Source organism: Amycolatopsis sp. NPDC021455, from assembly GCF_040640995.1.
Classification (GTDB): Bacteria; Actinomycetota; Actinomycetes; order Mycobacteriales; family Pseudonocardiaceae; genus Amycolatopsis.
In genome coordinates this window covers 244,712-271,384 of record NZ_JBFACT010000005.1, presented here as the reverse complement: position 1 = coordinate 271,384, position 26,673 = coordinate 244,712, and the positions used below count along the sequence as shown (strand labels likewise).

At 70.1% G+C, this 26,673-nt stretch carries 25 protein-coding genes and 1 tRNA gene; 9 read left to right on the top strand and 17 right to left on the bottom strand.

Features of this window, described 5'->3' with window-relative positions; translation table 11 throughout:
* Nucleotides 1–57 precede the first annotated feature (57 nt).
* From AB0G28_RS10660 to AB0G28_RS10650, 3 genes are read left to right on the top strand one after another with little or no spacing between them, the layout of a single operon-like run.
* The gene (locus AB0G28_RS10660; protein WP_361085991.1) at nucleotides 58–759 is read left to right on the top strand and encodes an ABC transporter ATP-binding protein; all 702 of its coding nucleotides are present in this window, start codon (nucleotides 58–60) and stop codon (nucleotides 757–759) included.
* Nucleotides 756–2,654, top strand: a complete 1,899-nt coding sequence (locus tag AB0G28_RS10655) for a YhgE/Pip domain-containing protein (RefSeq protein ID WP_361085988.1) — start codon at nucleotides 756–758, stop codon at nucleotides 2,652–2,654. The genes AB0G28_RS10660 and AB0G28_RS10655 overlap by 4 nt, the downstream gene beginning before the upstream one ends.
* Complete coding sequence (locus AB0G28_RS10650) at nucleotides 2,651–3,223, top strand: TetR/AcrR family transcriptional regulator (RefSeq protein WP_361085985.1); 573 nt, start codon at nucleotides 2,651–2,653, stop codon at nucleotides 3,221–3,223. The genes AB0G28_RS10655 and AB0G28_RS10650 overlap by 4 nt, the downstream gene beginning before the upstream one ends.
* Here the strand turns inward: AB0G28_RS10650 and AB0G28_RS10645 are convergent.
* The gene (locus tag AB0G28_RS10645) at nucleotides 3,220–3,951 is read right to left on the bottom strand and encodes a helix-turn-helix transcriptional regulator (RefSeq protein ID WP_361085982.1); all 732 of its coding nucleotides are present in this window, start codon (nucleotides 3,949–3,951) and stop codon (nucleotides 3,220–3,222) included. The two genes, AB0G28_RS10650 and AB0G28_RS10645, sit on opposite strands and share 4 nt — an antisense overlap.
* A 91-nt stretch (nucleotides 3,952–4,042) precedes the next feature.
* On the opposite strand from AB0G28_RS10645, the gene AB0G28_RS10640 reads away from it, so the two are divergent.
* Nucleotides 4,043–4,972 (top strand): NADP-dependent oxidoreductase, encoded by a 930-nt coding sequence (locus AB0G28_RS10640; RefSeq protein ID WP_361085979.1) that lies wholly within the window; start codon nucleotides 4,043–4,045, stop codon nucleotides 4,970–4,972.
* Between the two features lie 598 nt (nucleotides 4,973–5,570).
* Here AB0G28_RS10640 and AB0G28_RS10635 read toward each other — a convergent pair.
* Together AB0G28_RS10635 and polA are read right to left on the bottom strand one after the other, a co-directional pair.
* Complete coding sequence (locus AB0G28_RS10635; RefSeq protein ID WP_361085975.1) at nucleotides 5,571–7,172, bottom strand: serine protease; 1,602 nt, start codon at nucleotides 7,170–7,172, stop codon at nucleotides 5,571–5,573.
* A 218-nt stretch (nucleotides 7,173–7,390) separates the two neighbouring features.
* Nucleotides 7,391–10,132: a DNA polymerase I gene (gene polA / locus AB0G28_RS10630; RefSeq protein WP_361085972.1), complete on the bottom strand. Its 2,742-nt coding sequence runs from the start codon at nucleotides 10,130–10,132 to the stop codon at nucleotides 7,391–7,393.
* A gap of 62 nt (nucleotides 10,133–10,194) precedes the next feature.
* Between polA and AB0G28_RS10625 the strand changes: the two genes are divergently transcribed.
* Together AB0G28_RS10625 and AB0G28_RS10620 are read left to right on the top strand one after the other, a co-directional pair.
* A complete protein-coding gene (locus AB0G28_RS10625; protein ID WP_361085969.1) occupies nucleotides 10,195–10,635 on the top strand; it encodes a hotdog fold thioesterase in 441 nt (146 codons plus the stop codon).
* 5 nt (nucleotides 10,636–10,640) lie between these two features.
* A complete protein-coding gene (locus tag AB0G28_RS10620) occupies nucleotides 10,641–11,612 on the top strand; it encodes a LysR family transcriptional regulator (RefSeq protein WP_361085966.1) in 972 nt (323 codons plus the stop codon).
* Here the strand turns inward: AB0G28_RS10620 and AB0G28_RS10615 are convergent.
* Complete coding sequence (locus AB0G28_RS10615; RefSeq protein WP_361085963.1) at nucleotides 11,578–12,339, bottom strand: prolyl oligopeptidase family serine peptidase; 762 nt, start codon at nucleotides 12,337–12,339, stop codon at nucleotides 11,578–11,580. The two genes, AB0G28_RS10620 and AB0G28_RS10615, sit on opposite strands and share 35 nt — an antisense overlap.
* A 95-nt stretch (nucleotides 12,340–12,434) precedes the next feature.
* Nucleotides 12,435–13,229, bottom strand: a complete 795-nt coding sequence (locus AB0G28_RS10610; RefSeq protein ID WP_361085960.1) for an AfsR/SARP family transcriptional regulator — start codon at nucleotides 13,227–13,229, stop codon at nucleotides 12,435–12,437.
* Between the two features lie 183 nt (nucleotides 13,230–13,412).
* On the opposite strand from AB0G28_RS10610, the gene AB0G28_RS10605 reads away from it, so the two are divergent.
* Nucleotides 13,413–13,661: a hypothetical protein gene (locus AB0G28_RS10605; RefSeq protein ID WP_361085957.1), complete on the top strand. Its 249-nt coding sequence runs from the start codon at nucleotides 13,413–13,415 to the stop codon at nucleotides 13,659–13,661.
* Here AB0G28_RS10605 and AB0G28_RS10600 read toward each other — a convergent pair.
* The 10 genes from AB0G28_RS10600 to AB0G28_RS10555 all read right to left on the bottom strand — a co-directional run bounded on the left by AB0G28_RS10600 (nucleotide 13,640) and on the right by AB0G28_RS10555 (nucleotide 23,229).
* Entirely contained in the window at nucleotides 13,640–14,086 is a 447-nt protein-coding gene (locus AB0G28_RS10600) for a S26 family signal peptidase (protein ID WP_361085954.1), read from the bottom strand. The genes AB0G28_RS10605 and AB0G28_RS10600 overlap by 22 nt on opposite strands.
* Nucleotides 14,083–15,930 carry an ABC transporter ATP-binding protein gene (locus AB0G28_RS10595; RefSeq protein WP_361085951.1) on the bottom strand — a complete coding sequence of 616 codons (1,848 nt, stop codon included), beginning with the start codon at nucleotides 15,928–15,930 and terminating at the stop codon, nucleotides 14,083–14,085. The genes AB0G28_RS10600 and AB0G28_RS10595 overlap by 4 nt, the downstream gene beginning before the upstream one ends.
* An 8-nt stretch (nucleotides 15,931–15,938) precedes the next feature.
* The gene (locus AB0G28_RS10590; RefSeq protein WP_361085948.1) at nucleotides 15,939–16,502 is read right to left on the bottom strand and encodes a TlpA disulfide reductase family protein; all 564 of its coding nucleotides are present in this window, start codon (nucleotides 16,500–16,502) and stop codon (nucleotides 15,939–15,941) included.
* Nucleotides 16,503–16,513: 11 nt separating this feature from the next.
* Entirely contained in the window at nucleotides 16,514–17,044 is a 531-nt protein-coding gene (locus AB0G28_RS10585; protein WP_361085945.1) for a MauE/DoxX family redox-associated membrane protein, read from the bottom strand.
* Between the two features lie 105 nt (nucleotides 17,045–17,149).
* On the bottom strand, nucleotides 17,150–17,863 hold the full coding sequence (locus AB0G28_RS10580) for an ABC transporter ATP-binding protein (RefSeq protein ID WP_361085942.1): 714 nt from the start codon (nucleotides 17,861–17,863) through the stop codon (nucleotides 17,150–17,152).
* Nucleotides 17,850–18,776, bottom strand: coding sequence for an ABC transporter ATP-binding protein (locus AB0G28_RS10575; protein ID WP_361085939.1), 927 nt, complete (start codon nucleotides 18,774–18,776; stop codon nucleotides 17,850–17,852). The genes AB0G28_RS10580 and AB0G28_RS10575 overlap by 14 nt, the downstream gene beginning before the upstream one ends.
* Nucleotides 18,773–19,918: a branched-chain amino acid ABC transporter permease gene (locus AB0G28_RS10570; RefSeq protein ID WP_361085937.1), complete on the bottom strand. Its 1,146-nt coding sequence runs from the start codon at nucleotides 19,916–19,918 to the stop codon at nucleotides 18,773–18,775. Before AB0G28_RS10570 ends, AB0G28_RS10575 begins: the two co-directional genes overlap by 4 nt.
* Nucleotides 19,915–20,925 (bottom strand): branched-chain amino acid ABC transporter permease, encoded by a 1,011-nt coding sequence (locus AB0G28_RS10565; RefSeq protein ID WP_361086283.1) that lies wholly within the window; start codon nucleotides 20,923–20,925, stop codon nucleotides 19,915–19,917. Before AB0G28_RS10565 ends, AB0G28_RS10570 begins: the two co-directional genes overlap by 4 nt.
* Nucleotides 20,926–21,019: 94 nt before the next feature.
* Complete coding sequence (locus AB0G28_RS10560) at nucleotides 21,020–22,201, bottom strand: branched-chain amino acid ABC transporter substrate-binding protein (RefSeq protein WP_361086279.1); 1,182 nt, start codon at nucleotides 22,199–22,201, stop codon at nucleotides 21,020–21,022.
* A gap of 413 nt (nucleotides 22,202–22,614) precedes the next feature.
* Nucleotides 22,615–23,229 (bottom strand): response regulator, encoded by a 615-nt coding sequence (locus tag AB0G28_RS10555; protein WP_020646628.1) that lies wholly within the window; start codon nucleotides 23,227–23,229, stop codon nucleotides 22,615–22,617.
* 182 nt (nucleotides 23,230–23,411) lie between these two features.
* On the opposite strand from AB0G28_RS10555, the gene AB0G28_RS10550 reads away from it, so the two are divergent.
* Together AB0G28_RS10550 and AB0G28_RS10545 are read left to right on the top strand one after the other, a co-directional pair.
* A tRNA-Leu gene (locus tag AB0G28_RS10550) sits at nucleotides 23,412–23,485 on the top strand.
* Between the two features lie 603 nt (nucleotides 23,486–24,088).
* A complete protein-coding gene (locus AB0G28_RS10545) occupies nucleotides 24,089–24,889 on the top strand; it encodes a hypothetical protein (protein ID WP_361085933.1) in 801 nt (266 codons plus the stop codon).
* Between the two features lie 138 nt (nucleotides 24,890–25,027).
* Here the strand turns inward: AB0G28_RS10545 and AB0G28_RS10540 are convergent, their stop codons facing one another.
* Both AB0G28_RS10540 and AB0G28_RS10535 read right to left on the bottom strand, forming a co-directional pair.
* Nucleotides 25,028–26,413 carry an integrase gene (locus AB0G28_RS10540; RefSeq protein ID WP_361085930.1) on the bottom strand — a complete coding sequence of 462 codons (1,386 nt, stop codon included), beginning with the start codon at nucleotides 26,411–26,413 and terminating at the stop codon, nucleotides 25,028–25,030.
* Nucleotides 26,413–26,601, bottom strand: coding sequence for a helix-turn-helix domain-containing protein (locus tag AB0G28_RS10535; RefSeq protein WP_361085927.1), 189 nt, complete (start codon nucleotides 26,599–26,601; stop codon nucleotides 26,413–26,415). The genes AB0G28_RS10540 and AB0G28_RS10535 overlap by 1 nt, the downstream gene beginning before the upstream one ends.
* Nucleotides 26,602–26,673 lie beyond the last annotated feature (72 nt).

The window sequence follows — 26,673 nt, the reverse complement described above, 5'->3', positions numbered from 1 at the left end:
CGGGACTAGTTTTTGAACTGACCGGTCAGTTCAAAAGTTCTCGAAGCGGGAGAAACCGTGCAGGTCCGAGCCGATCGGGTGTCCCTCGAAGGGCACCACGGCACCTTGTTACCGCCCACCTCGCTGACCGTCGGCGAGGGCGACCTGGCGATCGTGCACGGCGAACCCGGCGTCGGCGTCACGGCGTTCGGGCTGGCGCTGGCCGGGCGGCTGAAGCCGACCACCGGCACGGTGCACGCCGAGGGCGCCGATGCGGGCCTGCCCGAGCTCGTCGCGGTCGTCGACGCGCCCGGCGTCAGCGAGCCCGACGAGGCCCTGCCGCTGCGCGTGGTCGTCGGCGAAGAGCTGGCGCTCGCCCACCGCCCGGCCGGCAAGGAGGACGTCGCCCGCTGGCTCGCCGGGCACGACGCCGCGCCGTTCGCCGGCACGCGCTTCGAAAACCTCGGCCCGGCGCTGCGCACGCGGCTGCTCACCGAGCTGGCCGCGGAGCGCAAGGGCGTGCGCGTGCTGGTGCTCGACACCCCGGACCGCCACACGAGCGACGTCGACGGCTGGGCCGGGCTGGCGCGCGAGCAGGCCGAGCGCGGCTTCGCCGTGGTCGTGCTGGCCGCGACCACCCCGCTGTCCGCGCTGCCCTTCACACCCGCGCTCATCGGCGCCACCGAGCAGCCCGAGCCGCGGCACCACGCCCCCGAGCCCTCCCCCGAACCCGAACCCACCGAAGAGCTCACCGCGAGCACTGACGGAGACCCCGCATGAACGCCTTCCGGATCGCGCGCAACGAGCTGCGCCGCCTCTCCACCGGCACGCTGCCGAAGCTCGCCTTGGTCGCGCTCGTCCTGGTGCCGCTGCTCTACGCGTCCTTCTACCTCTACGCGAACTACGACCCGTACGGCCGGCTCGACAAGCTGCCCGCCGCGGTCTTCACCAGCGACACCGGCGCGAAGGACTCCAGCGGCCAGCAGCGCAACGTCGGCCGCGAGGTGACCGACGAGCTGGTCAAGTCCGGCACCTTCCAGTGGCACGAGGTGTCCGAGCAGGACGCCCGCGACGGCGTCCGCAACGGCAAGTACTCCTTCGCCATCGGCATCCCGAGCGGCTTCTCCGCCGCGCTGCTGTCGGTCGGCAACTTCCAGCCGCAGCAGGCGACGATCACGCTGACCACCAACGACGCCAACAACTACCTGTCCGGCACGATCGCCAAGCAGGTCGCCGAGCAGGTGCGCAAGACGATCGCGGAAAAGGTCGGCAGCGAGGCCGCGGACCGGTTCCTGGTCGGCTTCTCCACGATCTACGGCAAGATCCAGGAGGCCTCGACGGGCGCGGCACAACTCGCCGACGGCGCCACCCGGCTCAAGTCGGGCCAGCAGCAGCTGGCCGACGGCGCCGCCAAGCTCGCGGACGGCTCGTCGACGCTGGCGACCGGTCTGGGCACATTGAAGAGCGCGACCGCGGACCTGCCCTCGCAGACGCAGCAGCTCGCCAACGGCGCTTCGCAGGTGGCCGCGGGCAACCAGAAGGTCGCCGACGCGGCCTCGCTGGCCGCCACGGCGTCGTCCGACATCCAGGGCAAACTCGACTCCTACCGCAGCCAGCTCGAGACGGACCTGCGCAACGCGGGCGTACCGGACGCCCAGGTGCAGGCGATCCTCGCCAAGGCCGACCAGCTGCGCTCCCCCGTCGACCAGGCCAACGGCAAGATCCAGCAGGCCAACGGCGACCTCGCGAAGCTGGCCGACGGCGCCCGCCAGGTGTCCGACGGCGCGGCCAAGCTCGCCGCGGCGTCCCCGCAGCTGGCGAACGGCATCGCGCAGGCGTCCGACGGCGCGAACCAGCTCCGTGACGGCGCTTCGCAGCTCAGCGACGGCGAGAAGACGGCCGTGAACGGCACGAACCAGCTCGCGGACGGCGCGGTGAAGCTGCGTGACGGGCTCGCGGCCGGGCTGAAGCAGATCCCGAACCCGGACGACCCGACCCGTTCGGCGACGGCCAACACCATCGCCGACCCGGTGGCGGTGAACGCCAGCGGCGACGCGTCGGCGGGGACGTACGGCGCGGGCCTGGCCCCGTTCTTCATCTCGCTCGCCACCTGGATCGGCGCGTTCGTGCTGTTCCTGATCCTGCGCCCGCTCTCGACGCGCGCGCTGACCGCGGGCGCGGCACCGTTCCGGGTCGCCGTCGGCGGCTGGCTGTCCTCGGCGCTGCTCGGCGCCGCGCAGGTGATCGTCCTGTTCGGCGCGGTGACGTGGCTGGTCGGCATCCACATCGCCCACCCGCTGGAGGCGATCGGGTTCGCCGTGCTGGTGTCGCTCACGTTCACCTCGGTGGTGCACGCGCTGAACGCGTTCTTCGGCGCGGTCGGCAAGTTCCTCGGGCTGGTGCTGCTGGTGCTGCAGCTGGTCAGCGCGGGCGGCACGTTCCCGTGGCAGACGATCCCGGACGCGCTGTACCCGCTGCACATCGTGCTGCCGATGGGCTACGCGATCGACGGCTTCCGCCACCTGTTCTACAGCGGGGCCCCGACGGGGCAGCTGCTCGGCGACATCGGCGTCCTGCTGGCCTACCTCGCGGGCGGGATCCTGGTCTCGACGCTGGCCGCGCGCAAGCGTCGCGTTTGGACGGTGTCCGCGCTCAAGCCCGAGCTGAGCCTGTGAGCGGCGCGACCAAGCAGAAGCTCTTCGAGGCCACCCTGGAGCTCTCGAAGAGCCGCGGCCTGGTGGGCCTGACGGTCGACGACATCGCCGCGGCGGCGGGCGTCGCGAAGGGCACGGTGTACTACAACTTCGGGTCGAAGGACGGCCTGGTCGACGCGCTGCTGCGCTACGGCGTCGACATGCTGGCGCTCCGGCTGCGCGCCGCGGTTTCGGACGCGGACCCGCTGGACGTGATCGAGGCGCAGGTCGACACGACGCTGGAATTCATCGCGCAGTACCCGGGGTTCTCGCAGATCCTGGTCAGCGAGCTGTGGCGGACCCCGGGCCAGTGGCACGGCACGTTGTCGTTGCTGCGCGAGGAGATCATCTCGATCGTCAAGCAGCAGCTGTCCCGGCTGGAAGCGGCGGGCCGGCTGCCGGAGGGAGTGCAGATCCCGACGGCGGCGGCCGGGCTGTTCGGCACGATGCTGGTGGTGGCGCTGGACTGGCAGGTGTTCGGGCCCCAGCGGACGCGGTCCGAGGTCCGGGACACGGTGATGGTGCTGATCCGCGGCCTGGGGCGCCGCTAGCCGGCTGCCCGCGTCGCGGCGCGGTACCGGCCGGGTGTCTGGCCGACGAGATCCGTGAACGCGTCGATGAAGCTGCTCGGGTTCGCCCAGCCCAATCGCGTCGCCGTGTCGGTGACCGAGGTGCCCGCGCAGAGTTCGAGCAGGGCCCGCTGAACGCGCAGCAGCGTGCGCCACTGGTGGAAGCTCATCGACAGTTCGCGGCCGAACAGGCGGCTGAGGGTTCGTTCGCTCGAGCCGGTCCGGCGGCCCAGCTCGGCCAGGGTCGCCGGGCTCGCCGGATCGGCGTGGAGCAGATCGGTGACGGCCTTGAGGCGCGGGTCGTCCGGCTCCGGGAGGCGCAGGGGTTCCCGCGGGGCGCGGAGGAGCTCCGTGATGACGACCTCCAGCAGCAGCCGGGCGCGGGGACTGCCCGCAGGTTCGGTGTTCGTCGCCAGGTACGCCTCGCGCATCAGCGCGCCGGCCACGAACACCGAGGGCTCGGCCGGCAGCTGCCCGGTCAGGGCCGCCGGAACCCGGAGCAGCCGGACCTCGGTCTCGCCGTGCGAACGGCTGCTGTGGACGTGGAACGGCGGCACCCAGGTGATGCGGTTCGCCGGCGCGACCCAGGTGCCGGCCCGGGTCGTGGTGACCAGTGCGCCGGAGGCGGCGTACCTGAGCTGACCGAAGTCGTGGAAGTGCGGGGCGATGTCCTCGCCGTGGGCCAGGGGCTCGCAGCCGGGTTCGGTCACGGCGTCCACCTTAGGCCAGGTTGGCGGGTTGTCGGAATTTTCTGGCGGGACACCGGTGGTACGCCTGGCTTGTGGCGTCCATCGTTGAGGCATGCGAATGATCACCCAGCACACGTTCGGGGGCCCGGAGGTCCTCACCATCGTGGAAGCGCCCGAACCGCGTCCCCTGCCGACCGAAGTCCTCGTCCGCGTCCAGGCGATCGGGCTGAATCCCCTGGAACCGCGGCTGCGCGCCGGCGAGTTCCCGTTGCTCGGCCAGCCGCCGTTCGTCCTCGGCTGGGACATCAGCGGCGTGGTCGAATCGGCGTCGCGGACGTGGCGGTTCCGGCCCGGCGACGAGGTGTTCGGGCTGCCGCTGTTCCCGCGGGCGGCCGGCGGGTACGCCGAGTTCGTGGCCGCGCCGGCGTTGCACCTGGCGCACAAACCGGCGTCGCTGTCCCACGTCGAAGCGTCGGCGTTGCCGGCCGTCGGGCTGACGGCGTGGCAGGGCCTCGTCGACCTCGGCGGCGTGACTTCGGGCGACCGTGTGCTGATCCACGGCGGTGGCGGCGGAGTGGGCCACGTCGCGATCCAGATCGCGAAAGCGCTGGGCGCGCACGTGATCACGACCGCCGGAGGGAGCAAGCGGGAGTTCGTCGCGGCCTTGGGCGCCGACGAGGTCGTCGACTACACGACGGCCGACTTCACCGAGGTCGTCGGCGACATCGATCTGGTGCTCGACACGCTCGGGGGTGAGCCCGCCGCGCGCTCGCTCGAAGTGCTCCGGCCGGGCGGTCACCTCGTGACGGCGGTCGCCGAGGAGGACGCGGACCTGATCGCGAAGTTCGAGGCGGCCGGCCGGCGCTTCAGCGGCATCGCGGTCGAGCCCGATCCGGTTGCTTTGCGAGGCCTCGCCGAACTGGTGGAACAGGGCAAGCTCCGGGTCCACGTACAGGAGACGTTCCCGTTCGACCGCATCGCCGACGCGCACCGGCTGATCGAGCGCGGTCACCTCCGGGGCAAGGTCGTGCTTACCGTCTGAGCGGGCCGCGGGGGCGCCCCCGTTTTCCACGCTATCAGTGGGCACCGACAGTTTTCGGCGCCGGAAACCGCCGGCTCGGTAGGCCGCCACCCCGAAGCCCGATTGTGACGACGGACGGTAGTGCCGCGTCAAGGCGGGAAAGCGTGCCTTGACCCGGCACTACCGTCCGTGTTTCGGCTTCGTATCGGGGTTGCGGGGAGGTCTGGGTGTCGGGCGCCGGTCATGCCTCAGCGTGCCGTTCACGCCGGTTCGGCATCTGAAAAGGGAGCCATCCCCGCCGCCCCCACCTCTCCGGCAGGGTTCCGGCAAAGTCGTCGCTGCTGCGGTGTCCGGGGGCGGAAGCGGGGACTGTGGGCTGCCGGCCAATGTCGCGAATGACTCATTCGGGACGTCCGAGGTCCCCAATGACCCATTCGCGACCCTCGCAACCACGGCAGCCCTCGGCGACCACCGGTCACCGGGCCGAGCCAGGCGACTCACTCGGCGAGCGAACATGCGTTTCCAGAGTCCGGCGCACCACTTTGCCGCCGCCCGCGGGGGCGCCCCCCGTTCTCTACGCTATCAGCCGGCACCGACAATTCCGGCGCCCGAAACCACCTCAGCCGCGGTCCTCGATCCGCGCCCGGACCGCCGCCGCGTAGCTGTCGACTGCTGTGGCCGCCGCCGTCAGCTCGCAGGGGCCGTCGATCAGCAGCCGCTTCGCCGGGACGTATGCCTGCTCCACGTCCGGGTCGCCCACCAAGCCGTGCTCGCGGGCGAGCTGGTTGTCGGCGGCCAAGCGGGCGCGCAGCTCCTCGCGGCGGGCCACCAGGCCGTCCAGGACCGCTCGCTGGCGGCGGCCGTCCTCCACCGCCGGGGCCACCGCGTGCTCGTGGCCGTCGATGTGGCGCTCGACCCACTCCGCGTCGCCGTCGACCTCCGCCGAGCGGAGCTGCTTCAGTGCGCTCCGCAGCCGTTGGGCGCGGGCCGGCAGCATCGCCACGCCCGTGAAACGGGTCGCCACGCGCAGCTGGTACGCCTCGATCTCCGCCAGCTCCTCCACCGCCTGCGTCAGCACCTCCAGCCGGCCGGCGAGGTCGTCCGGGGCCGGGCGGGCGCCGACCGTGCTCGCGCGCACGGCCGCCACCCCGGGCGATGACTCCTCCCGGAAGCCGAGCAGCAGGCGCAGGCCCAGCTCGGCCGCGCGCCCGGCAAGCGGGGCGAGCACCTCGCCGACGAGCCGGTCCGGCTCGGCGGAGTCGTCGATCGCGTCGACGACCAGCGTGCGGCCCGCGACACCCGTCGTGAGCCGGTCGGCGATGCGGTGCCGGACGGCGTCCGCCGTGCGGCCGGTCGCGTCGACCGCCAGGTCCACGCTGCCCGCCGGCGGCATCGGGCCGAGCGCCGGCGGCAGGCCCGGCACGCCGAGGGACCGTTCCCGGTCGGCGAGGACGATCCCGAACCGCAGGGCCGCGGCGATCGGCGAACCGGCCTCGCCGGTGTCGACCACCCACACCGTGCCCGGCTCGGCCTTGGCGAACCAGTCGACGACGCGCTGCACGAAGGAGACGTCGACGGCCTCGCCCACCGGGCGCGAGAAGCTCGCATCGACGGCCGGGCTGCCGGAGGTCCAGATGCTCAGCTGCGGCAGGTGCCCGAGCATGGTCTCCACCGGCACCATCCACGTCCCGGTGTCCTTGCCGACGACCATGCCGACGACGTGGCCGGTCGCCTCGTCGAGCACCGCCGTGCCGCCGAAGCCCGGCCCGAGCGGCTCGGCCTCGGCCGTGCGGAAGAGCCGGACCCACTCGCCGCCGGTCTGCTCCGGGCCGCCGAGCCGGGCGTGCGTCCAGCGGCCGACCGAACCCGGCGGGAAGCCGAAGACCCGGACGAGCTGGTGCTCGCCGAGCGGTATGCGGTGCAGCGGGGCGCGGAACACGCGGGACTCGGGGCGTTCCAGGCGCAGCAGGGCGAGATCGCCGTGGCCACCACCGTCGGAGGGCACCCAGCAGCCCTCGACCACGGCCGCGGTACCGGGCAGTGCCTCGGCCAGGCCGACGAAGTCGACGCTCAGCGCGGCTCGCGGACCCCCGGCGGTCTCGACGACGTGCGCGCTGGTGAGCACGTGGTACTCGTCGAGAACCGTGCCCGCGCCGCACACCCGGCCGAGTTCGTCGTGCAGCCGGACCCGCCAGCGTCGTCGCTCACGCTCGAACCCCATTCGGCGGACCCTACGCCGTGATCGCCGGGGTGTGGGCGCCGACCTCCCTACCCAGCGGTAATGGCTCACCCGAACGGAGTCCTCCGTTCGTCGGAACGCCGAACGGCGTTGCGCACAAACGAGTATTTCGGTCAGCCGCGTCGGAAAATCCGGAGCCGGTCACGCCGGTTCCGCGCCACGACCCGGTGATCGGGTCGTGGCGCCGGAGCGGCACGCGGTCAGTGCGCGGCGTCGTTCCAGGACCGCCCGTAGCCGACCGAAACCTCGAGCGGCACGGCCAGCTCGTAGGCCGACCCCATGCCGTGGCGCACGAGCTTCTCCAGCTCGTCCCGCTCGCCCTCGGCGACCTCGAGGACGAGTTCGTCGTGAACCTGCAGCAGGATCCGGCTCTTCAGCTTCGCCTTGACCAGCTCGCGGTGCACGTTCAGCATCGCGACCTTGATGATGTCCGCCGCGCTGCCCTGGATCGGGGCGTTCAGCGCCATCCGCTCGGCCATCTCGCGGCGCTGGCGGTTGTCGCTGTTGAGATCCGGCAGGTAGCGGCGGCGGCCGAAGATCGTCTCCGTGTAGCCGCACTTCGCCGCTTCGCCGACCACCGAGTGGAGGTAGTCGCTGATGCCGCCGAAGCGGGCGAAGTACGCCTCCATCTGGGACTTGGCCTCTTCGGTGGAGATCCGCAGCTGCTGCGACAGCCCGTACGCCGACAACCCGTACGCGAGGCCGTACGACATCGCCTTGACGCGGTAGCGCAGCTCCGGCGTGATCTCCTCCGGCGGCAGCGAGAACGCCCGCGACGCCACGAACGTGTGCAGGTCCTCGCCGCTGTTGAACGCCTCGATGAGGCCCTCGTCCTGCGAGAGGTGCGCCATGATCCGCATTTCGATCTGGCTGTAGTCCGCGGTCATCAGCTCGGTGTAGCCCTCGCCGACGACGAAGGCGTCGCGGATGCGGCGGCCTTCCTCGGTGCGGACCGGGATGTTCTGCAGGTTCGGCTCGGTCGACGACAGCCGCCCGGTGGCCGCGATGGTCTGCAGCAGCGTGGTGTGGATGCGCCCGTCGTCGGCGACGGACTTGATCAGCCCCTCGACCGTCGTGCGCAGCTTCGTCGCGTCGCGGTGTTCCAGCATGTGCTGCAGGAACGGGTGCTCGGTCTTCTCGAACAGCCCTTGCAGCGCCTCGGCGTCGGTGGTGTAGCCGGTCTTGGTGCGCTTGGTCTTCGGCATGCCGAGCTCGTCGAACAGCACGACCTGCAGCTGCTTCGGCGAGCCGAGGTTGATCTGCTTGCCGATCACCGCGTACGCCTCTTCGGCCGCCTGCGTGACCCGCGAAAGGTAGTGCGCCTCCAGCGTCGTCAGCTGCTCGAGGTCGACGGCGACGCCGGCGATCTCCAGCTCGGTGATGACCTCCAGCAGCGGCAGCTCCAGCTCGGCGAGCAGCTTCGCGCCGCCGATCTGCTCCAGCTCCTTCTCGAGCGCGCCGGCCAGCTCGAAGATGGCGCGGGCCTTGACCAGTTCTTCCTGGATTTCCTTCTGCTCCAGGCCTTCCGCGCCCCCGTCGAGCAGCGACAGCTGGCCGTCGCCGCCGTCGGTCTCCGAGCGCAGCTCGCGGTGCAGGTAGCGCAGCGCGAGGTCGTCCAGCTCGAAGGTGCGCTGCCCGGGCCGAACGAGGTAGGCCGCGAGCGCGGTGTCCATGGCGAGCCCGGACAGGACCCAGCCGCGGGCGCGGATGGCGTGCAGCGGGACCTTGAGGTCGTGGCCGGTCTTGCGGATCTCCGGGTCGGCGAACCACGCGGCGAGCGCGGCGTCGTCGGCCTGGTCCATCGCCGTGACGTCGACGTACGCGCCTTCGCCGTCAGCCGTCGCGAAGGCGACCGCGCGCAGGTCGGACCGGACCGACGTGCCCACCGTGCGGAAGGACAGCGCCACCGGCGCGCCCGCGCCGGCGTGCGCGGCGAGCCACGCGCCCAGGGCGCCGGGCGCGAGCGCGTCGCCCGAGACCTCGAAGCCTTCGTCGGCCTCCGGCTCGGCGCTCTGCAGCGTCGCGAACAGCCTGTCCCGCAGCACGCGGAACTCGAGCTCGTCGAACAGCGCGTGCACCGCCTCGCGGTCCCACGGGCGCAGCTCCAGCCCGGCCGGGGCGACCTCCAGCTCGACGTCCCGGATCAGCTCGGTGAGCTGCCGGTTGAGCTGGACCGAGGACAGGTGCGCGCGCAGGGCGTCGCCGACCTTGCCCTTGACCTCGTCGACGCGGTCGATCAGGTCGTCGAGCGAGCCGAACTGCTTGATCCACTTGGCCGCCGTCTTCTCGCCGACGCCGGGGATGCTCGGCAGGTTGTCCGACGGGTCGCCGCGCAGCGCGGCGAAGTCCGGGTACTGCCGCGGGGTGAGCCCGTACTTCTCCTCGACGGCGTCCGGGGTGAACCGGGTCATCTCCGAGACGCCGCGCTTCGGGTACAGCACGGTGACCTGCTCGGTGACCAGCTGCAGCGCGTCGCGGTCGCCGGTACAGATCAGGACGTCGAAGCCGTCGGCCGTCGCCTGCGTCGTGAGCGTGGCGATGATGTCGTCGGCCTCGAAGTTCTCCTTCACCAGCGACGGGATGCCGAGCACCTGGAGGACGTCCTTGACCAGGTCCACCTGGCCGCGGAACTCGTCCGGCGTCGTGCTGCGGTTCGCCTTGTAGTCGGCGTAGGTCTCCGAGCGGAACGTCTTGCGCGAGAGGTCGAACGCCACCGCCAGGTGGGTCGGCGCTTCGTCGCGCAGCAGGTTGATGAGCATCGAGGTGAAGCCGAAGACGGCGTTCGTCACCTGCCCGGTCTTCGTCTTGAAGTTCTCCGCGGGCAGCGCGAAGAACGCGCGGTAGGCCATCGAATGGCCGTCGATCAGCAGCAGCTTCGGCCGCTCGGCGAGGCTGGTGTTTCCTGTGGCGTTGGCAACGGTCGTCTTCTCACTCGGGCTCACGGGGCCGAGTCTAGGCTGAGGGTCCGACACTCTTACGTGTCGCATAGGAACAGGAGCTTTGTGTGACGGACAGTGCCGCCCCCATCGACGTGGAGCGGCTGTCGGGCATCGACCCGGCGGCGGCGGACCAGCAGCTGAACGACAAGGTCGGGATGAAGCTGCTGGAAGTGACGGCCGAACGCGTGGTCGGCACGATCCCGGTCGAGGGCAACCTCCAGCCGTACGGCCTGCTGCACGGCGGCGCCAACGCCGTGCTCGCCGAGGCGCTGGGCTCGACGGTCGCCGCGCTCAACGCGGGCCCGGACCGCGCGGCGATGGGGCTGGAGCTGTCCTGCACGCACCACCGGGCCGTCCGGTCGGGCACCGTCACCGGCGTCGCGACGCCGCTGCACGTCGGCCGCGGCACCATCACCGCGGAGATCGTGCTGACCGACGACGAGGGCCGCCGCACCTGCACCGCCCGGCTCACCTGCGTCGTCCGGGACCGGCCGCCGGGCGCCTGAGCCCCGTGGACCTCGACGTCGCCCAGGTCCGCGCCTTCGTGGTGACGGCGGAGCAGCGGCACTTCGGGCGGGCCGCCCAGGCGCTGTTCCTCACCCAGCAGGCGCTGTCGAAGCGGATCCGGAAGCTCGAAGACGCCCTCGGGACGTCGTTGTTCCTGCGCACGCCCCGCTCGGTCGAGCTGACCGCCGACGGCGAACGGTTCCTCCCGCACGCGCGCGAGCTGGTGCGGGTGGCCGACGCCGCGGTCGCCGCGATGGGGGCCGAGGACCGGCCGCTGCGGCTCGACGTCCTCGACTACCGGCTCTCGCCCATGTTCCTGCTCCGCCGCCTCGCCGAGCGCGAGCCGGGGCTGGAGATCGACCGGGTCGCCGGCGGCGGGTTCGCCAACGCGGTCGAGCCGCTGCTGTCCGGCGAGCTCGACGCCGCCTTCGGCCGGGTCACCGGCGGCGAGCGGCCGCTGCCCGAGGAGCTGGAGCACCGGGTGGTCCGGCTCGAGCCGCTGGTCGCGCTGCTCGCGCCGGAACACCCGATGGCGGTGCAGGACGTGCTGCGGCTCGACGAGCTGCGCGCCGACGGGATCTGGCTGCCCGGCCTGCGCGGTCCCGCCGAATGGCTGTCCTACCTGCAGGCGATGTGCACCCGGTTCGGCGTGCCGATCGACGACTCCGGCGTCAGCTACGACCTGCGGCACACCCTGGAACAGACGCGGTACGGCAAGCGGCGCGTCACCCTGGCCGGCGCCGACATGGAACTGGCCCCGGACCTCAACCTCGAGGTGCTGCCGTTCGAGCCGTCGCCGCTGTTCCCGTGGTCGCTGGTCTGGCGGCGCGGGAAGGCCCATCCGGCGCTGCGCCGGCTGCTGGCCGCGGCCGGGCGCACCAGCCGCGAAGAGGACTGGTGCGCCTACGATCCGGGCCACGCCTGGCTGCCGGACGACGACGTCACACTCGCAGCCGCCGCGCGAACCACCCGGTGAACGCCGCGTCGACGCGAGCCGCGGCCGGCGTCCCCGGCGGGAACTCGTGCGCCATCCCGTCGACCGTCACCAGTTCGGCGCCCAGCTTGTCGCACAGCGCCCGCGCGGGCTCCCGCACGGCGACGTCGTCGTCCGCCCCGGCGACCAGCAGCAGCGGCGCGCTCAGCTCGGCCGCCCGGTCCACGTAGTCGTACCGCGCGGCGACCGCGCGCGAGCGCTCGGTCCACGAGTACGTCACGCCGAAGCGCCGTTCGTTGGCGGCGATCATCGGCGCGAGCTGGACGACCGGGCTGGCCACCGCGGCGGCCGCGATCTCGGCGTCGCCGCGCGCCAGCACCTCCAGGGCCACGAGTGCCCCGGCCGAGCCGCCGAACACCCCGAGCGGCCCGCTCGCGCCCGGCAGCCGGTCGCGCAGCTCGGCCAGCGCGGCCGGGAACTCGCCGGCCGCCTGCTCGGTCACCGGCTCGAAGACGTTCAGCACGGCGTCTTCGCTCGCCCGCCGGAAGACCTCTTCGGGACCGCCTTCGGGCAGCCGCGCCCCGGACAGCGGCAGCCCGAAGTACACGCGCCACGCCTGCAGCCCCGCCATCGGGACGGCCTCGGCCATCGCGCGTTCGCTCGCCGGCACGTCCATCAGGTGCCAGCCCGCCACCAGCGCCGCCGGCGCGTCCGGGTCCGCCGGCGGCACCGCCACGAACGGCACCCCCGCTGCCACACCCTCGACCATCTCGCTCTCCTTCGTTTCCCGGTTGCCTCAAGCAAACCGCCGGAGAGCCGGGCGGGTCCAACAGCCGTTTCGGCGTGATCGACAACCGATGGTTGTCAGCAGGCGTCGCCGATCAGCGTGCCGTCGAGGATCATCTGCTGGATGCCCTGGAGGTCTTCCCCGGGCTCCACCCCGAGTTCGGATACCAGGAACCGGCGTGCTCTGCGGTAGGTGTCCAGCGCCTCCGCCCGGCGTCCCGATGCATACAGCCCCCGCATCAGCTGGCCCCAGAACCGTTCCCGCAACGGGTGTTCGGCCACCACCCCGTACAGGACGTCGAACACGTCCTCGTGCGCCCCGAGCAACAGCCGCACCTCGACACTCCGCTCCAGGACGGCGAGCCGCCGTTCCTCCCACCGATCGGCTTCGGCGCGCAGGGCCGGCCCCACCGCGGGCAGCCCGTCGAGCAGGCCACCCCGCCACACCGAGAGGGCGTGGTCGTAGCACTGGGCCGCCCGTTCGGTGTCCCCCGTCCGCGCCGCCCGGTCACCCGAGACCCGCCAGTACTCGAACCGCGCGACGTCGCATTCGTCGCGCCGCACGAGCAGGCGGTAGCCGTCGGGCTGGGTGACGATGCGCCGCCCGTCACCGGGATCACCGAGCACGCGCCGCAGCGCCGCGACGTAGGTCCGCAGGTTCGCCCGCATGGACGCGGGCGGTCTGCCCCAGACCGCGCGGGCCAGGTAGTCGACCGTCGCCACCCGGTCCGCCCGCAGCAGCAGAGCGGCCAGCACGGCCCGCTGCCGTGGCCCGCCGACCGCGAGCCGCCGTCCCCGGGCGCGTACTTCCAGCGGGCCGAGCAACCGGAACTCGATTTCCCGGTCCGTCGCCACACCGTGCGCGATGGCCATGATCCGCTCCCCTCCTCCGGCCCGTCCGGGCCGTCCTCCTGATGGTCATCCTGTGCTGCGGAAAGGTCCTTCCCTCCGGCCGCGCGGCCTGTGCGGCGGGTGTGCACCCGCTGTGCGACGGGCGGCGACGATGGATCACGACCAGCAAACCAGCCTGCTCCACGGATCGAAAGGATCATGCGGATGCTCCAGCTGAGCCCCAGGCTCGACCACGCCGTCCAAGGCGTGGCCGCGCTCGGTGACCGGATCCTCGGACTCGTCGTGCCCCGGGTGACCGCGGAAGCGGCTTGCCCGTGCCAGGGGGACTTCCTCCAGTACTGCGGCTGTTACTCGTACGGCAGCGATCACCGGAAGTTCTACCGGACCTGTTACTTCAACTGCGACTGCAGCTACTCCTGCGATTCCTGCATCTATTCCCAATTCGGCTGCTGAACCGACCGGGTCGTCACGACACCGATGACCCGCTCGACCGGGAAGTAGCCGAGCTCGGCCGAATCGATACTCCCCTTCGCGTCGCCGAGCAGCACGAGCATTCCCGCCGGTACCCGGTCCTCCGGCCGGTCCGCCAGGGCCGGCAGCCCGGCACGGGGGACCGGGTCCCCGGGAACCGCCGCGACCCGCTTGATCAGGTAGCCCGTGCGCGTCGCCCGGGGCCCGTCGCGGCCGGGATGTCCGACGACCACGACGACACCGCGGCGGATCTTCCCGGCCCGGCGGCAGAGGACCCGCTGGCCGTCCCGCAGCGCCGGCGTCATGCTGAGGCCGGACACGACGGCGACGAACCAGCGGCCGCGAAGCTGCCACCGGATCACCCCGCCGGTCACCACGGCCGCGGCGGCCCAGAGCCAGCCGGTCACGGCCGGCTCGCCAATTCCGACTCGCCCGCCCCGTAACCCCGCGACTGCAGCCGGAACAGCCGGCCGTAGCGGCCCCCGGGAGCGGCCATCAGTTCGGCGTGTGCGCCCTCTTCGGCGACTTCACCGTCGTCCAGCACGGCGATGCGATCGGCGTCGCGGACCGCGCTCAGCCGGTGCGCGATGAGGACGCTGGTCCGCCCGTCCCGGTACGCCCGCAGCCGGGTGTGCAGTTCGTGCTCGGCTTCGGCGTCCAGCCCCGAACTGGGTTCGTCGAGCACGAGCAGGTCGCAGCGGTCCCGGAGGAAGGCCCTGGCCAAGGCGATCCGCTGCCACTGTCCCCCGGAGAGCAGCACCCCCGCGTCCGCGGCGGCGCGGTCCTCGTCCTCGAAGTAGGTCCGCGTGAGCGGGGTGTCGTAGCCGCGGGGCAGCGCGGTCAGCAGGTCGTGGGCCTGCGCCCGCCCGGCGGCGCGGTGCAGCCGCTCGTCGTCGCCGAGCGCGGTCAGATCGCCGACGCCGATGTTCTCCCGGGCGGTCAGGTCGTAGGTCATGTAGTCCTGGAACACCGCGCCGATCCGCCTGCGCAGGTCGTCGACGCGCAGCTCGCGGAGGTCGACCCCGTCCCAAGTTATGCTGCCCGCCACCGGGTCGTAGAACCGGCAGAGCAGCTTCACCAGCGTGCTCTTGCCGGCGCCGTTCACCCCGACCAGCGCGACCGTCTCGCCGCGGCGGATCGTGAGGTTCACCCCGCGCAGTACCCACGGCCCGTCGTCGCGGTAGCGGAACCAGACGTCCCGCAGCTCGATCCGGTCGCGTAGCTCGCCTGCCCGCCGCGGCCGCGCCGGCACGGGCAGGTCCGGCTCCGCCCGCACGACCGCCGCGTAGTGGCCGAAGAGCAGCAGCGCCTGGTGGCCGGCCGCGAGGTCGCGGACGATGGACAGGACCATGGCCTGCGTCCCGGCCACCGCGGCGGCGAACACGGAGACGTCACCGACGCTCAGCTCTCCGGTCCGGGCACCGCGGACGGCCCAGACCAGACCGAATCCGGCGATCAGGGCACCCGCGGAGCCGAGCAGGGCCTGGGCGATCAGCTCGCGCCGGTCCGCGCGGCGGTCCTCCCGGTGCACCGCGGCGGTTTCCCGCCGCATCCGGGCCCCGAAGTGGGCGCCCAGGCCGAGCAGCCGGATCTCCTTGGCGGCGCGGTGGTCGGTGAGCAGCTGCCCGTAGAACAGCTCGCGACGGCGGCCGTGGCCGGTCGCGGCCAGCATGTCGGCGCGGCGGCGGCCGATCGTCAGCTCGACCGCCAGCGCCGGCACCGCGGCGAGCGCGACGACGACCGCGAAGACCGGGCCGATCGTGAGCAGGGTCCCGAGGAAACCCAGCAGGGTCACCGAAGCCTGGCCGATGGCGAGGCCGCGGCTCAGGACGTCACCGGGCGCCGACCGCCCGAACGACTGGGCGAGCTGCACCCGGTCGTGGAACCGGGGATCTTCGAGCCGGGCCAGCCCCTGGAGCCGCCCGAGGGAGTCGTAGAGCCGCCGCTGCGCGAGTTCCGTCACCGCCCGGCCGAGCGCGGACCGGACGTACCGAGTCGTCTGCTGGGTCAGCACCATGGCCACGCCGACGGCCGCCAGCGCGACGGCGGGCAGGACGGCCGGTGCCGTCCCGCCCGCGGCGAGCGCGTCCAGCACGACTTTCGTCAGCCACGCCGTGAGCACCGGCAGCGCACCGGCGACGACGACCAGCGCGACGTCCCCGGCCACCGCGCCGGGCGCTGCCCGCACCGCGAGGGCGACAGCGTCCCGGGCGGTCGCGGCCGTGTGGCGGTACCACTCGCGCCGGGGCACGCGACCGCTCAACCGCGGCCTCCGGCCACCGGTGCGGCCAGCTCCTCCAGCACGAAACCCCGGGAAGCGATCCGGCCCTCGTCGTCCAGGACGCAGACCGCGGGGAAGCCCCGGACGCCGAACGCCGAAGCGACCGGGCCGCCAGGCGGCTCGATCACGGTGCTCGCGACGGCCTCGAACTCCCGCGCCATGGCGCGGGTGTCGTCGTCGGTGTCCAAGCCGATCACGACCGCGAGCACGGCCGACCGGCCGCCGGGCTCGGCCTCCGCGCGTTCGAGGAACCGCGGCAGCTGTTCGGTGCAAGCCCCGCAGTGCGGCGTGAAGAAGCCGATCAACGCCGAACCGGGGAGCTGGTCGCCCGACAGGACCGCGCCGTCGGTGGTCGACGTCGTGAAGGCGCCCGGCGAAGCACCCGGCGCGATCATGACCTCCGGCGCCGAGCCCCCGCCCTTCGAACCGGCTTCGATGGCTTTCGCGTGCTCGCGCAGCCGCCGGACGACGCCGAGCAGCAGCACGAGGTTCAGCACTCCGAGCGCGCCGAGCACGATGTCGGCTGTGATCAAGGAAGACATGTTCCGCCCCTTCAGTTCCGGAGATCGCCGAAGAACAGGTCGAGCAGGTCGTCGAGCCGGATCACCAGGACGGCGACCAGCGAGCCGCAGGCGAGCGCGAGCAGCCCCGCGGCGGGGTCCGGCGAAGCCACGGGTCCCCACACCCCCGGAAGCCCGGCCAGCGCGAGGAGCACGAGACAGGCGCTGCGCACCACGTGCCCGTACCCGATCGGCTGCGAGGACGCACCGAAGCACGCGCACTCGGCCCGGATCCCGCGCCGGATCCGGCTGGTCAAGCCTGCCGCGAACACCGCGGCGAGCGCGGCGGCCAGCAGGCACCCGGCCCACGGCAGCACGGCGAGCGCGGCGGCCACCGTGCCCTCGGCGAAGGCGATCGCGCCGGCCAGCCACACCGTCCGCCGGGCGCTGACGAAACCGAACGGCCGCAGGGAGGTGACGAAGCCGGCGAACGCGGCCCGGCCGCGGACCTTGCTCAGCGCGGACACGGCGAAGACGATCGCCGGTACCCACCGGCACATGAGCTGGATCGACGCCGTGACCATGATCCCAGCCTGCCGGGCGGCCGCACATGTCCCGCACAGGAGCCGCACAAGGCACCGGCCCCGCACGCCGAAGCGCGCGGGGCCGGTGCGAAGCACTCCAGGACGTCAGCCGACGCCCAGGTAGGCCTCCTTGATGCTGTTGTCCGCGAGCAGCTCCTTGCCGGTGCCGGTCTTGGTGATCCGGCCGGTTTCGAGCACGTACGCGCGGTGGGCGCGGGACAGCGCCTGCTGCGCGTTCTGCTCCACCAGCAGGACCGTGGTGCCCTGCTTGTTGATCTCCGTGATGATCCGGAAGATCTGCTGGATGAACTGCGGCGCGAGCCCCATCGACGGCTCGTCCAGCAGCAGCAGCTTCGGCTTCGCCATCAGGGCACGCCCGATCGCGAGCATCTGCTGCTCGCCGCCGGACATCGTGCCGCCCATCTGGGTCTTGCGCTCCGCCAGCCGCGGGAACAGCTCGAACACCCGCTCCAGGTCCGCGCTGAGGTCCTTGCGGTCCTTGCGCGCGTACGCGCCCATGTCGAGGTTCTCCATCACCGTCATGCCGGGGAAGATGCCCCGGCCTTCCGGCGCCTGCGAGATCCCGCGGACCACCCGCAGGTCACCACGCAGCTTGGAGATGTCCTCGCCGGCGAAGGTGATCTTCCCGGAGGAGATCGGCCGGATCCCGGAGATGGCCCGCATGGTCGTCGACTTGCCGGCGCCGTTGGCACCGATGAGCGTGACGACCTCGCCCTCGTTCACCGTGATGGACAGCCCGGAGACCGCCTGGATCCGTCCGTAGTGGACGGACACGTCCGACAACTCAAGCAACGTCATCGTCAGGCACCCCCAGGTAGGCCGCGATCACCGCGGGGTTCTCGCGGATCTCGGCCGGCAGTCCTTCGGCGATCTTCTTGCCGAACTCCAGCACCACGATCCGGTCGGTCACGCCCATGACGAGCTTCATGTCGTGTTCGATGAGCAGGACGGTGTAGCCGTCGTCGCGGATCGTCCGGATCAGACCCATGAGGTCTTCCTTCTCCGCCGGGTTGAAGCCCGCCGCGGGCTCGTCCAGGCAGAGCAGCTTCGGCTCGGTCGCCAGCGCCCGCGCGATCTCCAGGCGCCGCTGGTAGCCGTAGGGCAGGTTCTTCGCCCGGTCGGCCGCCCGGTCGGCGATGCCGACGAACTCCAGCAGGGCCATCGCCTTCTCGACGGCGGCCTTCTCTTCGCGGTGGTGCCGCGGCAGCCGCAGCAGCGCCCCGACGAGGCTGGTCTTGTGCCGCGCGTCGGTGCCGACGACGACGTTCTCCAGCGCGGTCATCTCGCTGAAGAGCCGGATGTTCTGGAACGTCCGCGCGATGCCGAGCTGGGTGATGCCGTGGCGCGACGTCTTGCCCAGCGCGTTGCCTTCGAGCCGGACTTCGCCCGACGTCGGCCGGTAGACGCCCGTCATCGCGTTGAAGCACGTCGTCTTGCCCGCGCCGTTCGGCCCGATCAGGCCGAGGATCTCGCCGCGGCGGATGTCGAAGGAGATCTGGTCGAGCGCGACGAGACCGCCGAAGCGCATGGTCACGTTGTCGACCTCGAGCAGCGTCTGCCCGACCTCGACGTCGATCTCGCGGTCCGGCGCGACGACCTCGGCGACCTCGGCGTCGTGCTCGGCCCGCTCCTCCGCCGTCATGTGCTGCAGCTCGGCGACGAGGCCGCCCTCCGCGACGACTTCCGGGCCGCCGTTCTGGGGGTCGGTCATGGCTTGCTCCCCGGGGTCGGTTCGGTCTGCAGCGCACCGTCACTGCTGATCTGCTCGCCCCGGCCCAGCAGCCGCTGGTACGCCTGCCTGCCGTAGGCGAGCAGGCGCTGGCGGGCGCCGAGCAGGCCCTGCGGGCGGAAGATCATCAGGATGATCAGCGCCAGACCGAAGATCAGGTACTTGTACTCGGCGATCGCCTGGAACCGCAGCGGGACGTAGGCGACCACGCACGCGCCCAGGAGGACGCCGACCTTGTTGCCCGAGCCACCGAGGATCACCGCGGCCAGGAACAGCATCGACGTCACGACGTCGAACTTCTGGTTGTTCACGAAGCCGAGCTGGCCGGCGTAGAGCGCGCCGGAGAGGCCGCCGATCGCCGCGCCGCTGATGAACGCCCAGATCTTGAACTTGAACGTCGGGACGCCCATGATCTCCGCCGCGTCCTCGTCGTCCCGGATCGCGACCCAGGCGCGGCCGACCCGGCTGCGCTCGAGGTTTCCGACCAGGAACAGGACGGCGATGATCAGCGTGACGCACAGCCAGTACCAGGGGATGCCGTTCGAGTTGTTGAACAGCGGCGAGCCGTCGGCGTTCGTGCCCGGCGGATGCCCGACCTCCTTGAAGCCGGAGTTGCCGCGCAGCGGGGCGACGTTGTCCGCGAGGAGACGGACGATCTCGCCGAACCCGAGCGTCACGATCGCCAGGTAGTCCCCGCGCAACCGCAGTGTCGGTGTCCCGAGGATCACGCCGAAGACCATCGTGACGACCATGGCGATCGGCAGCACGACGAGGAACGGCAGGTGCGACAGCGAAGAGTCCGGGCTCGTGAACAACGCCATCACGTACGCGCCGATGGCGAAGAAGCCGACGTACCCGAGGTCCAGCAGGCCCGCCTGGCCGACCACGACGTTGAGGCCGATGGCGACCAGCGCGTAGCGGGCCACCTCGAACATCGCGATCGGGAAGTCGTACCCGGGCTGCGTGGTGAGGATCGGCGGGTTCAGCACGGGCAGCAGGTAGACGAGCACCACCAGCGGGATGAGGACGCCCCACTGCTGCACGCGGCTGAGGTTGTTCCACCGCTCGCCGAACGAGCGTTTCTTGGCGGCCGTCGCCGCCGGAGGAGTCGTGGTCGTGGTCATACCCGGGCCTTTCCGAGCGACTCACCGAGGATGCCGGTGGGACGGATCATCAGGACCAGCACCAGCAGCACGAACGCGACGATGTCGCGCCAGCCGCCGCCGAACAGCGCCTGGCCGTAGTTCTCGGCGACGCCGAGCAGCAGGCCGCCGAGGAGCGCGCCGCGCAGGTTGCCGATACCGCCGAGCACCGCCGCGGTGAACGCCTTGATGCCGAGGAGGAAGCCGCCCTGGTACCACGCGCCCTGCGGGATCTTCATCATGTAGAACAGGGCCGCCGCACCGGCGAGCAGACCGCCGATGAGGAAGGTCAGCATGATGACGCGTTCCTTGTTCACGCCCATCAGCGTCGCCGTGTCGGGGTCCTGCGCCACCGCGCGGATGCCGCGCCCGAACTTGGTCTTGTTGACGAAGTAGTTGGCGCCGAGCATCAGCACGATCGAGGCGATCACCGTGATGATCGTGACGTTGGTGACGCTGCCGCCGAAGATCTCGAAGACCTCTTCGTTGCGCATCAGGCGGATGCCGAGCTCGGGGTTGCCGCCGCGCCAGATGAAGATGAGCTGCTGCAGCACGAAGGACGCGCCGATCGCGGTGATCAGGAAGACCAGCTTGGGCGCGCCGCGTTTTCTCAGCGGGCGGTAGGCCACGCGTTCCAGGACCACCGCCGTGCCGCCGGAAATCGCCATCGACGCCAGCAGGGCGAGCAGCAGGAAGCCGACCAGCTCCACCACCGACAGCGTGGGGGTGTTGCCGGGCCGGAACCCGAGGCCGTAGAAGGTGAACCACGTCGCGTAGACGCCGTAGATGAAGACTTCGGAGTGGGCGAAGTTGATGAGCTTCAGGACGCCGTACACGAGCGTGTAGCCCAGCGCCACGAGCGCGTAGATGCTGCCGTAGGCGAGCCCGTCGAACGTGTTGTTCCAGAACTGGTCCAGGAACGCGCTCACGTCGAACTTGATCCAGCTGTCGCTCTGGGCCAGCACGAGCGAGCTCAGTTCATGAGTCAATGACACACTAGTTCTCCATGTGGGACCGGGGTGCAGGCCCGGCGGGATCGAGCCGCCGGACGTGCACCCCGGTAATCAGAACGGAAGCGTTGCGCTACTTGATCTCGGTGTTGCGGACGATCTTCCCGCCCTCGACCTTGTAGGTCCACACGGTCGTGCTGGAGAGCTCGCCCTTGTCGTCCCACTTGAAGTGCTTCGTGATGCCCTGGCCGTCGTAGTTCTTGACGAAGTCGAGCATGCCGGCGCGGTCCTTCTTGCCCGAGTCGATGCCCTTGAGCAGGATCGTCGCCAGGTCGTAGGCCTCGGGCGAGTAGGTGCCCGGGTCCTTGCCGACCGCGGCCTTGTAGGCGTCGGTGAACTTGGTGAACTGGTCGGCCGGGACACACGGGCAGGTGAAGTACGCGTTCGCGGCCGCCTCGCCGGCGCCCTTGACGAACTCGTCGTCCTTCACGCCGTCCGGGCCGACGAACTTGGCCGTGACACCCGCGTCGTTCAGCTGCTGCGCGAAGGGCGCGGCTTCCTGGTAGTACCCGGAGTAGAAGACGGCGTCCGGCTTCTCGCTCTTGATCTTGTTGACCACGGCCGAGAAGTCGGTCTGCTTGGTCTTGACGCTGTCCTGGCAGGTGCCCTTGTCGCCGAGCGCCTGGATCGTCGAAGCCGCGAGGCCGGTGCCGTAGTCGGAGTCGTCCTTGATGACGCACACCTTGTTGGCCTTGAGGTCGCCGGTCATGAACTTCGCGGCGGCCGGGCCCTGGGTGTTGTCGTTGCCCAGACCGCGGAAGAAGGTCTTCCAGCCGTTCTGGGAGAGCGTCGGGTTGGTGGCCGACGGGGTCACCGTGACCAGGCCCGCACCGTTGAAGATGTTGCCGGCGGCCTTCGACTCACCCGAGAACGGCAGGCCGACGACACCGATGATCGCCGGCGTGTTGACGATCTGGGTCACGATGCCGGGCGCCTTGTCCGGGGTGCCCTCGGTGTCGAACTGCTCCAGCTTGACCTGGCAGCCCGGGTTGGCCTTGTTGTGCTGGTCCACGGCGAGCTTCGCGCCGTTCAGGATGTTGACACCCAGCGCGGCGTTGGCGCCGTTGATCGTGCCCGCGTACGCGATGGAGGTAGGGGCACACTGGGCCTTGCCGTCACCGGCCGGGTCGGCCGCGTCGGCTGCGGCCTGCGGCGCCGCGGCCTGGGACTGCGAGCTCGAGCTGTTGCTGTTCGAGCCACTGTCTGTCCGTGCCGAACACGCGCTGAGGGCGATGGCCCCGACACTGGCCAGCACGATGACCCTCGCAAGTCGTGCTTTCTGCACTCGTTCCTCCAAATGCCACCTGGCCGCCCGGTCGGACGGCTGTCCCGGCGTGGGACCTGACTGGCCGCTGAAAGTAGCCGCCTCCGGGGCCGTTGCACAGAGTCACACGTGCTCTTGTAGCCACATCGTGACGGTCGTCACGAGTATTAACGTATGATTTACACCCGCTTGTCGTAAGCAGACCAGCGGGTCGTGACTCTCGGTGTACAACAGCCCGCAGACTGCCCCTTGACGTCTGGTGCAAGGTGTGCAGAGTCTACGGACCCGGCATTGATCATGACGCCGACCACGCCGAGAAGGTGCGCAAAGGTACCAAGTACGCCCATTCGGGCACCCGGAGCGTCACGAAAAGGGGGGCATGGCCCCCCTTTTCGTGGTGGGAGTCAGCTCCCGATGCTCTCCACGACGGCTTCGGCCACGGCCTTCATGGTGGTCCGGCGGTCCATGGCGGTGCGCTGGATCCACCGGAAGGCATCGGGCTCGGTGAGCCCCTGCCGGCTCATGAGCAGCCCCTTGGCGCGGTCGATGACCTTCCGCGTCTCGAGCCGGTCGGTGAGCCCGGCGACCTCGGCCTCGAGCGCCTGCAGCTCGGAGAACCGGCTGACGGCGAGCTCGATGGCGGGCACGAGGTCACGCTTGGCGAAGGGCTTGACGAGGTAGGCCATGGTGCCGGCATCCCGCGCCCGTTCGACGAGATCCCGCTGGCTGAAGGCGGTGAGGATGACGACGGGCGCGATCCGGTCACCGGTGATCTTGGAAGCGGCCTCGATGCCGTCCAGCTTGGGCATCTTGACGTCGAGGATCACGAGATCGGGCTTGAGATCGGTGGCCAGCGCGATGGCCTGTTCCCCATCACCGGCCTCACCGACGACTTCATAGCCCTCTTCACGCAGCATTTCGACGAGGTCCAGCCGGATAAGAGCCTCGTCCTCCGCGACGAGCACCCGACGCTGCGGCACGGTGGCGGCACCGTTGGCCTCGGTAGCCTGATCGGTCACCGGGGTCCTCCTGAAGACTCGGCGGGACGTTCGGATTTCGCGGCTTTCCCGCGAGCTTGAAGCCTACCGGGAACGATCCAGTCGAAGAGATGGCGTTCGCCACGTAGTGGCCAGCGCGACACCGGCCTCCCCAGCCCCGGCCGCGAGCGGGGTCCGGTGATCCCGTAGAGTCACCACGTCGCGCCCCCGTAGCCCAACTGGCAGAGGCAACGGATTCAAAACCCGTCCAGTGTGAGTTCGAATCTCACCGGGGGCACTGTGACCCACCAGCAGAAATCAGCCCCTGACCAGGCGTTATCCGGTCAGGGGCTGATCTCGTTCGGTCCGACGGTGTCCGGGGCTGTCCGGCCGTCTCCGGCCCTCCACCCCCCATGCGCCCCCCAGCTACCGGTCGTCAGTTCTCCACGCCAACAGCCTCTCCGATGGGTCCAGGACTGCCTCGGCGATGGTCCTGGCGTCAGGTGGGTGCAGCCAGCACCCAGCGGCCAGCTACTCCGCTCACGCATGCGCGGCGAGACAGAGGCCGCGACCTGCCCGAGATCCCGCTACAGCCGAACGAGGGACGAATACAGACGTCGTGCGTGCAGCGAGCCAACCACAGCCAACCCCGACCCAGGTCAGCATCTCCAGAACGAACGGACTAACACCGTTCTCCGGTGAATCATTACACGATCATGAACAAGGTGACCTAAGAGCGGTCGACGACCAGAGACCTCTGCTCCAACTTCATAACAGAGCACTAAGCCGTTGGAGTGAAGTTCCTTCGACGCCTAGCAAGCCTGTCACAGGTCGCCTGCGACGCACGACTCATACACCAACCCGGCCAAGATAGAGACTTGCCCCGAAGATTTGAGGCCCCGTGACAAATAACCAGAAGCAGCGCAAGAACGGAAAGAAGACCACCAAATCCTCCCCGCCAGAGCAGGCCAGCGGAGGGAGGAAATGGCTAGTTGGAGTGCTTGCCACAGCAGTAGCGGCGCTCCTGGTCGCCTGGCTTACACCGCTCCCCGCCTACATCAAGGACAAGTTCTTCCCCGATGACCCTATCGACGTCGCCGTCCAGCAGGACATCACTTCGTGCACGCCATTCGGAATCACAAAGCCGCTCGACAAGGTAACACCACCACCGGCAGAAGGTGGCGATCTCGTGGCATGGTCACACGCGAACGACCTTGCCGAACTCGGTTGGACGAAGGTCCTTGTCAACGTTAGCGGGAAGTCCGACAAGACCGTGACGATCACCGGCATCAAGTTCACGGTAACCGAAAGAAAGCCTCCACTCACCGGACCCTCGATCAGCAAAGACTGCGGTGGTGAAACGACAGGCAGGTTCGTTGTGGTCGACCTGGACCAGAGCCCACCAAAGATCATCCAATCAACGTCGATTCCGAGAACTTGGGGCGACGACGATTGGCGGACCACTGAACTGAAATTCCCGTACAAGGTTACCGACAAGGAAACGGAACCCTTACTCATTATCGCAAAGACAGAGAAGTGTGAATGTCGATGGTCAGCTCAAGTTTCCTGGTCATTCGGAGATAGATCAGGATCGAAGGCTATCGATTATCAAGGTCAACCTTTCCACACCTCCGCAGAGCCCGGTAGATACGATTCACATTGGTATGATGATTCGAAGCATCAGTGGGTTTCGCTCGGGTAAGCCGGACCAAAGGCAACAGAGTGACCCCACCGATCACCCGGTCCCTGAACAGGCAGAACCTGATCAGGGACCGTTCTCGCCTTGGCAGACCCGGCCGGCCATCAGCTGACTTCCCTACCCGCACCCCTGCTTCGGACGTTAGTTCTCCCAGCCGAGAGCCTTCTCGATGCGGTCGTGGGCGGCCGACTCTAGGCCGGCGATCACCTTGGCGTAGATCTGGTGCAGCACCGCGACGGAGTGGCCGGCCCACTCCGCACACTGCGTGGACGGCACACCAGCAGCCAGCCAGGTGGACACACAGGCGTGGCGGAGGTCGTAGGGACGCTTCGCCAACGGCGAGGCGTACTCGTCCGCTGAGAGCGCGCCTTTCCGTGCCCTGTCCCACACGCGGCCGATCGTGGACTCGGCGAGGTCTCCCCCGGTCAGGTTCCGGAACAGCCGCCCGTCAGCCGCCGTGCCGAGCGTGGTCAGGTGCGTGTGCAGAATCGCCGTCAACGGCGGCGGCGACGGCACTGCGCGGACTTCTCCCTTTCCCCGTTGCTTGAGCTGTCGGCGGTCCCGACGGTCTCCGCTGTCCGTCCAGGCCGCGCCGGTGATCGGCGCAGTCTCCGACAACAACAGCTCGCCCCACCCCTCCTCGGGGAGCTGCAAATCCGACTTGCGCAGCATGGCTGCCTCTTCTGGCCGAAGTGCCGCGTAGTACATGACGGCGAAGAACGCGACCAGCATCGGCCCGGACGACCGGCGAGGCTGCCCCTCGATCCGCTGCGCCTCCACTTCGGACAGCAGACTCTTCGCCTGTTGCGGGTTGATGACCACGCGCTTATCGATCGCCCGCACGCTCTTCGGGGCAGTCCATTTCACCTCGGAAAGTCGATTTGCGGTCAACAGCTTCAGTTCGTGGGCGTACTCCAGCGCGTTGAACAGAACGGCGCGCTTGCGGTTGACGGTCTTCGCGGCGGCCTGCTTGCCATCGAGCTTGAGCGACATCACCTCCAGCACTTCCCGAAGAACGGCCTTGTCGTTGAGTCGGGATACTGGCGCGGTATTCGAAGCCAGCCACTTCAACGCCCGCTCCACTTCCGGCGGTTTCGCGTCGTCGCGCCGTTTGGTGTTGAACGCCCACCCGGTAAGCGCGCGGCGGAGCGTCTTGCTGTCCGGCGCTCCCCGGGTGGTCGCGAGCAACGCCGGCGTCACGCTGGCGAGCGCGTCAGCGTTCCCCGCCCGCGACTTCCCGGCTGCCCGTGGCCACTTCATGTCGACGTACTTGCACGCGAAGTCGAACCACGGCATTTCGTTCTCCTGACGAAGCTTGGAGACCGGCAAACCCTGCGTGCGGTCGAATGCCTCGCCACGGCGCGACGCAGCGACCAGGTCCGAGCGGAAGCTGTCCGCGAGCGCGAACGTGTCGAAGAGGTCGCTGAACCGCGCGCCGGCGACGAACCACACGACGCGGTAGTTCGTCTTCGTCTTCCTCACGCGTGTCTCGATCTTCCAGATCTTGACGTCGTAGGTGGTGTCCATCAGGCGGCCTCCTCGCAGTTGTCGAGCCAGGCCTCAAGATCGACCCGGCGGATGCGGATCTCCCCGTTCGGGAGCTTGATGCAGCGGGGCGCGCGCTTCTTGGCGCGCCACTCGTAGAAGGTCGAGCGAGCTACGGCGAGTTCGTCGCAAAGTTCAGCGATGGTGAGGTGCTGGCGTGGCGTAGCCATCGGTGGTGAGCCCTTCGGTCGCGGTGCGGGTGGCGGTGATGCGCATGGGCTCTCCTCGGGTCTGATTCGGTC

Bases quoted from the DNA above. Each gene is read 5' to 3' on its own strand.
- AB0G28_RS10605 (WP_361085957.1), top strand. From the start codon at position 13,413: ATGCTCCAGCTGAGCCCCAGGCTCGACCACGCCGTCCAAGGCGTGGCC.
- AB0G28_RS10640 (WP_361085979.1), top strand. From the start codon at position 4,043: ATGCGAATGATCACCCAGCACACGTTCGGGGGCCCGGAGGTCCTCACC.
- AB0G28_RS10655 (WP_361085988.1), top strand. From the start codon at position 756: ATGAACGCCTTCCGGATCGCGCGCAACGAGCTGCGCCGCCTCTCCACC.
- AB0G28_RS10610 (WP_361085960.1), bottom strand. From the start codon at position 13,229: ATGGCCATCGCGCACGGTGTGGCGACGGACCGGGAAATCGAGTTCCGG.
- AB0G28_RS10570 (WP_361085937.1), bottom strand. From the start codon at position 19,918: ATGACCACGACCACGACTCCTCCGGCGGCGACGGCCGCCAAGAAACGC.
- AB0G28_RS10575 (WP_361085939.1), bottom strand. From the start codon at position 18,776: ATGACCGACCCCCAGAACGGCGGCCCGGAAGTCGTCGCGGAGGGCGGC.
- AB0G28_RS10635 (WP_361085975.1), bottom strand. From the start codon at position 7,172: ATGGGGTTCGAGCGTGAGCGACGACGCTGGCGGGTCCGGCTGCACGAC.
- AB0G28_RS10535 (WP_361085927.1), bottom strand. From the start codon at position 26,601: ATGGCTACGCCACGCCAGCACCTCACCATCGCTGAACTTTGCGACGAA.
- AB0G28_RS10540 (WP_361085930.1), bottom strand. From the start codon at position 26,413: ATGGACACCACCTACGACGTCAAGATCTGGAAGATCGAGACACGCGTG.
- AB0G28_RS10615 (WP_361085963.1), bottom strand. From the start codon at position 12,339: ATGGTCGAGGGTGTGGCAGCGGGGGTGCCGTTCGTGGCGGTGCCGCCG.
- AB0G28_RS10590 (WP_361085948.1), bottom strand. From the start codon at position 16,502: ATGTCTTCCTTGATCACAGCCGACATCGTGCTCGGCGCGCTCGGAGTG.
- AB0G28_RS10585 (WP_361085945.1), bottom strand. From the start codon at position 17,044: ATGGTCACGGCGTCGATCCAGCTCATGTGCCGGTGGGTACCGGCGATC.
- AB0G28_RS10580 (WP_361085942.1), bottom strand. From the start codon at position 17,863: ATGACGTTGCTTGAGTTGTCGGACGTGTCCGTCCACTACGGACGGATC.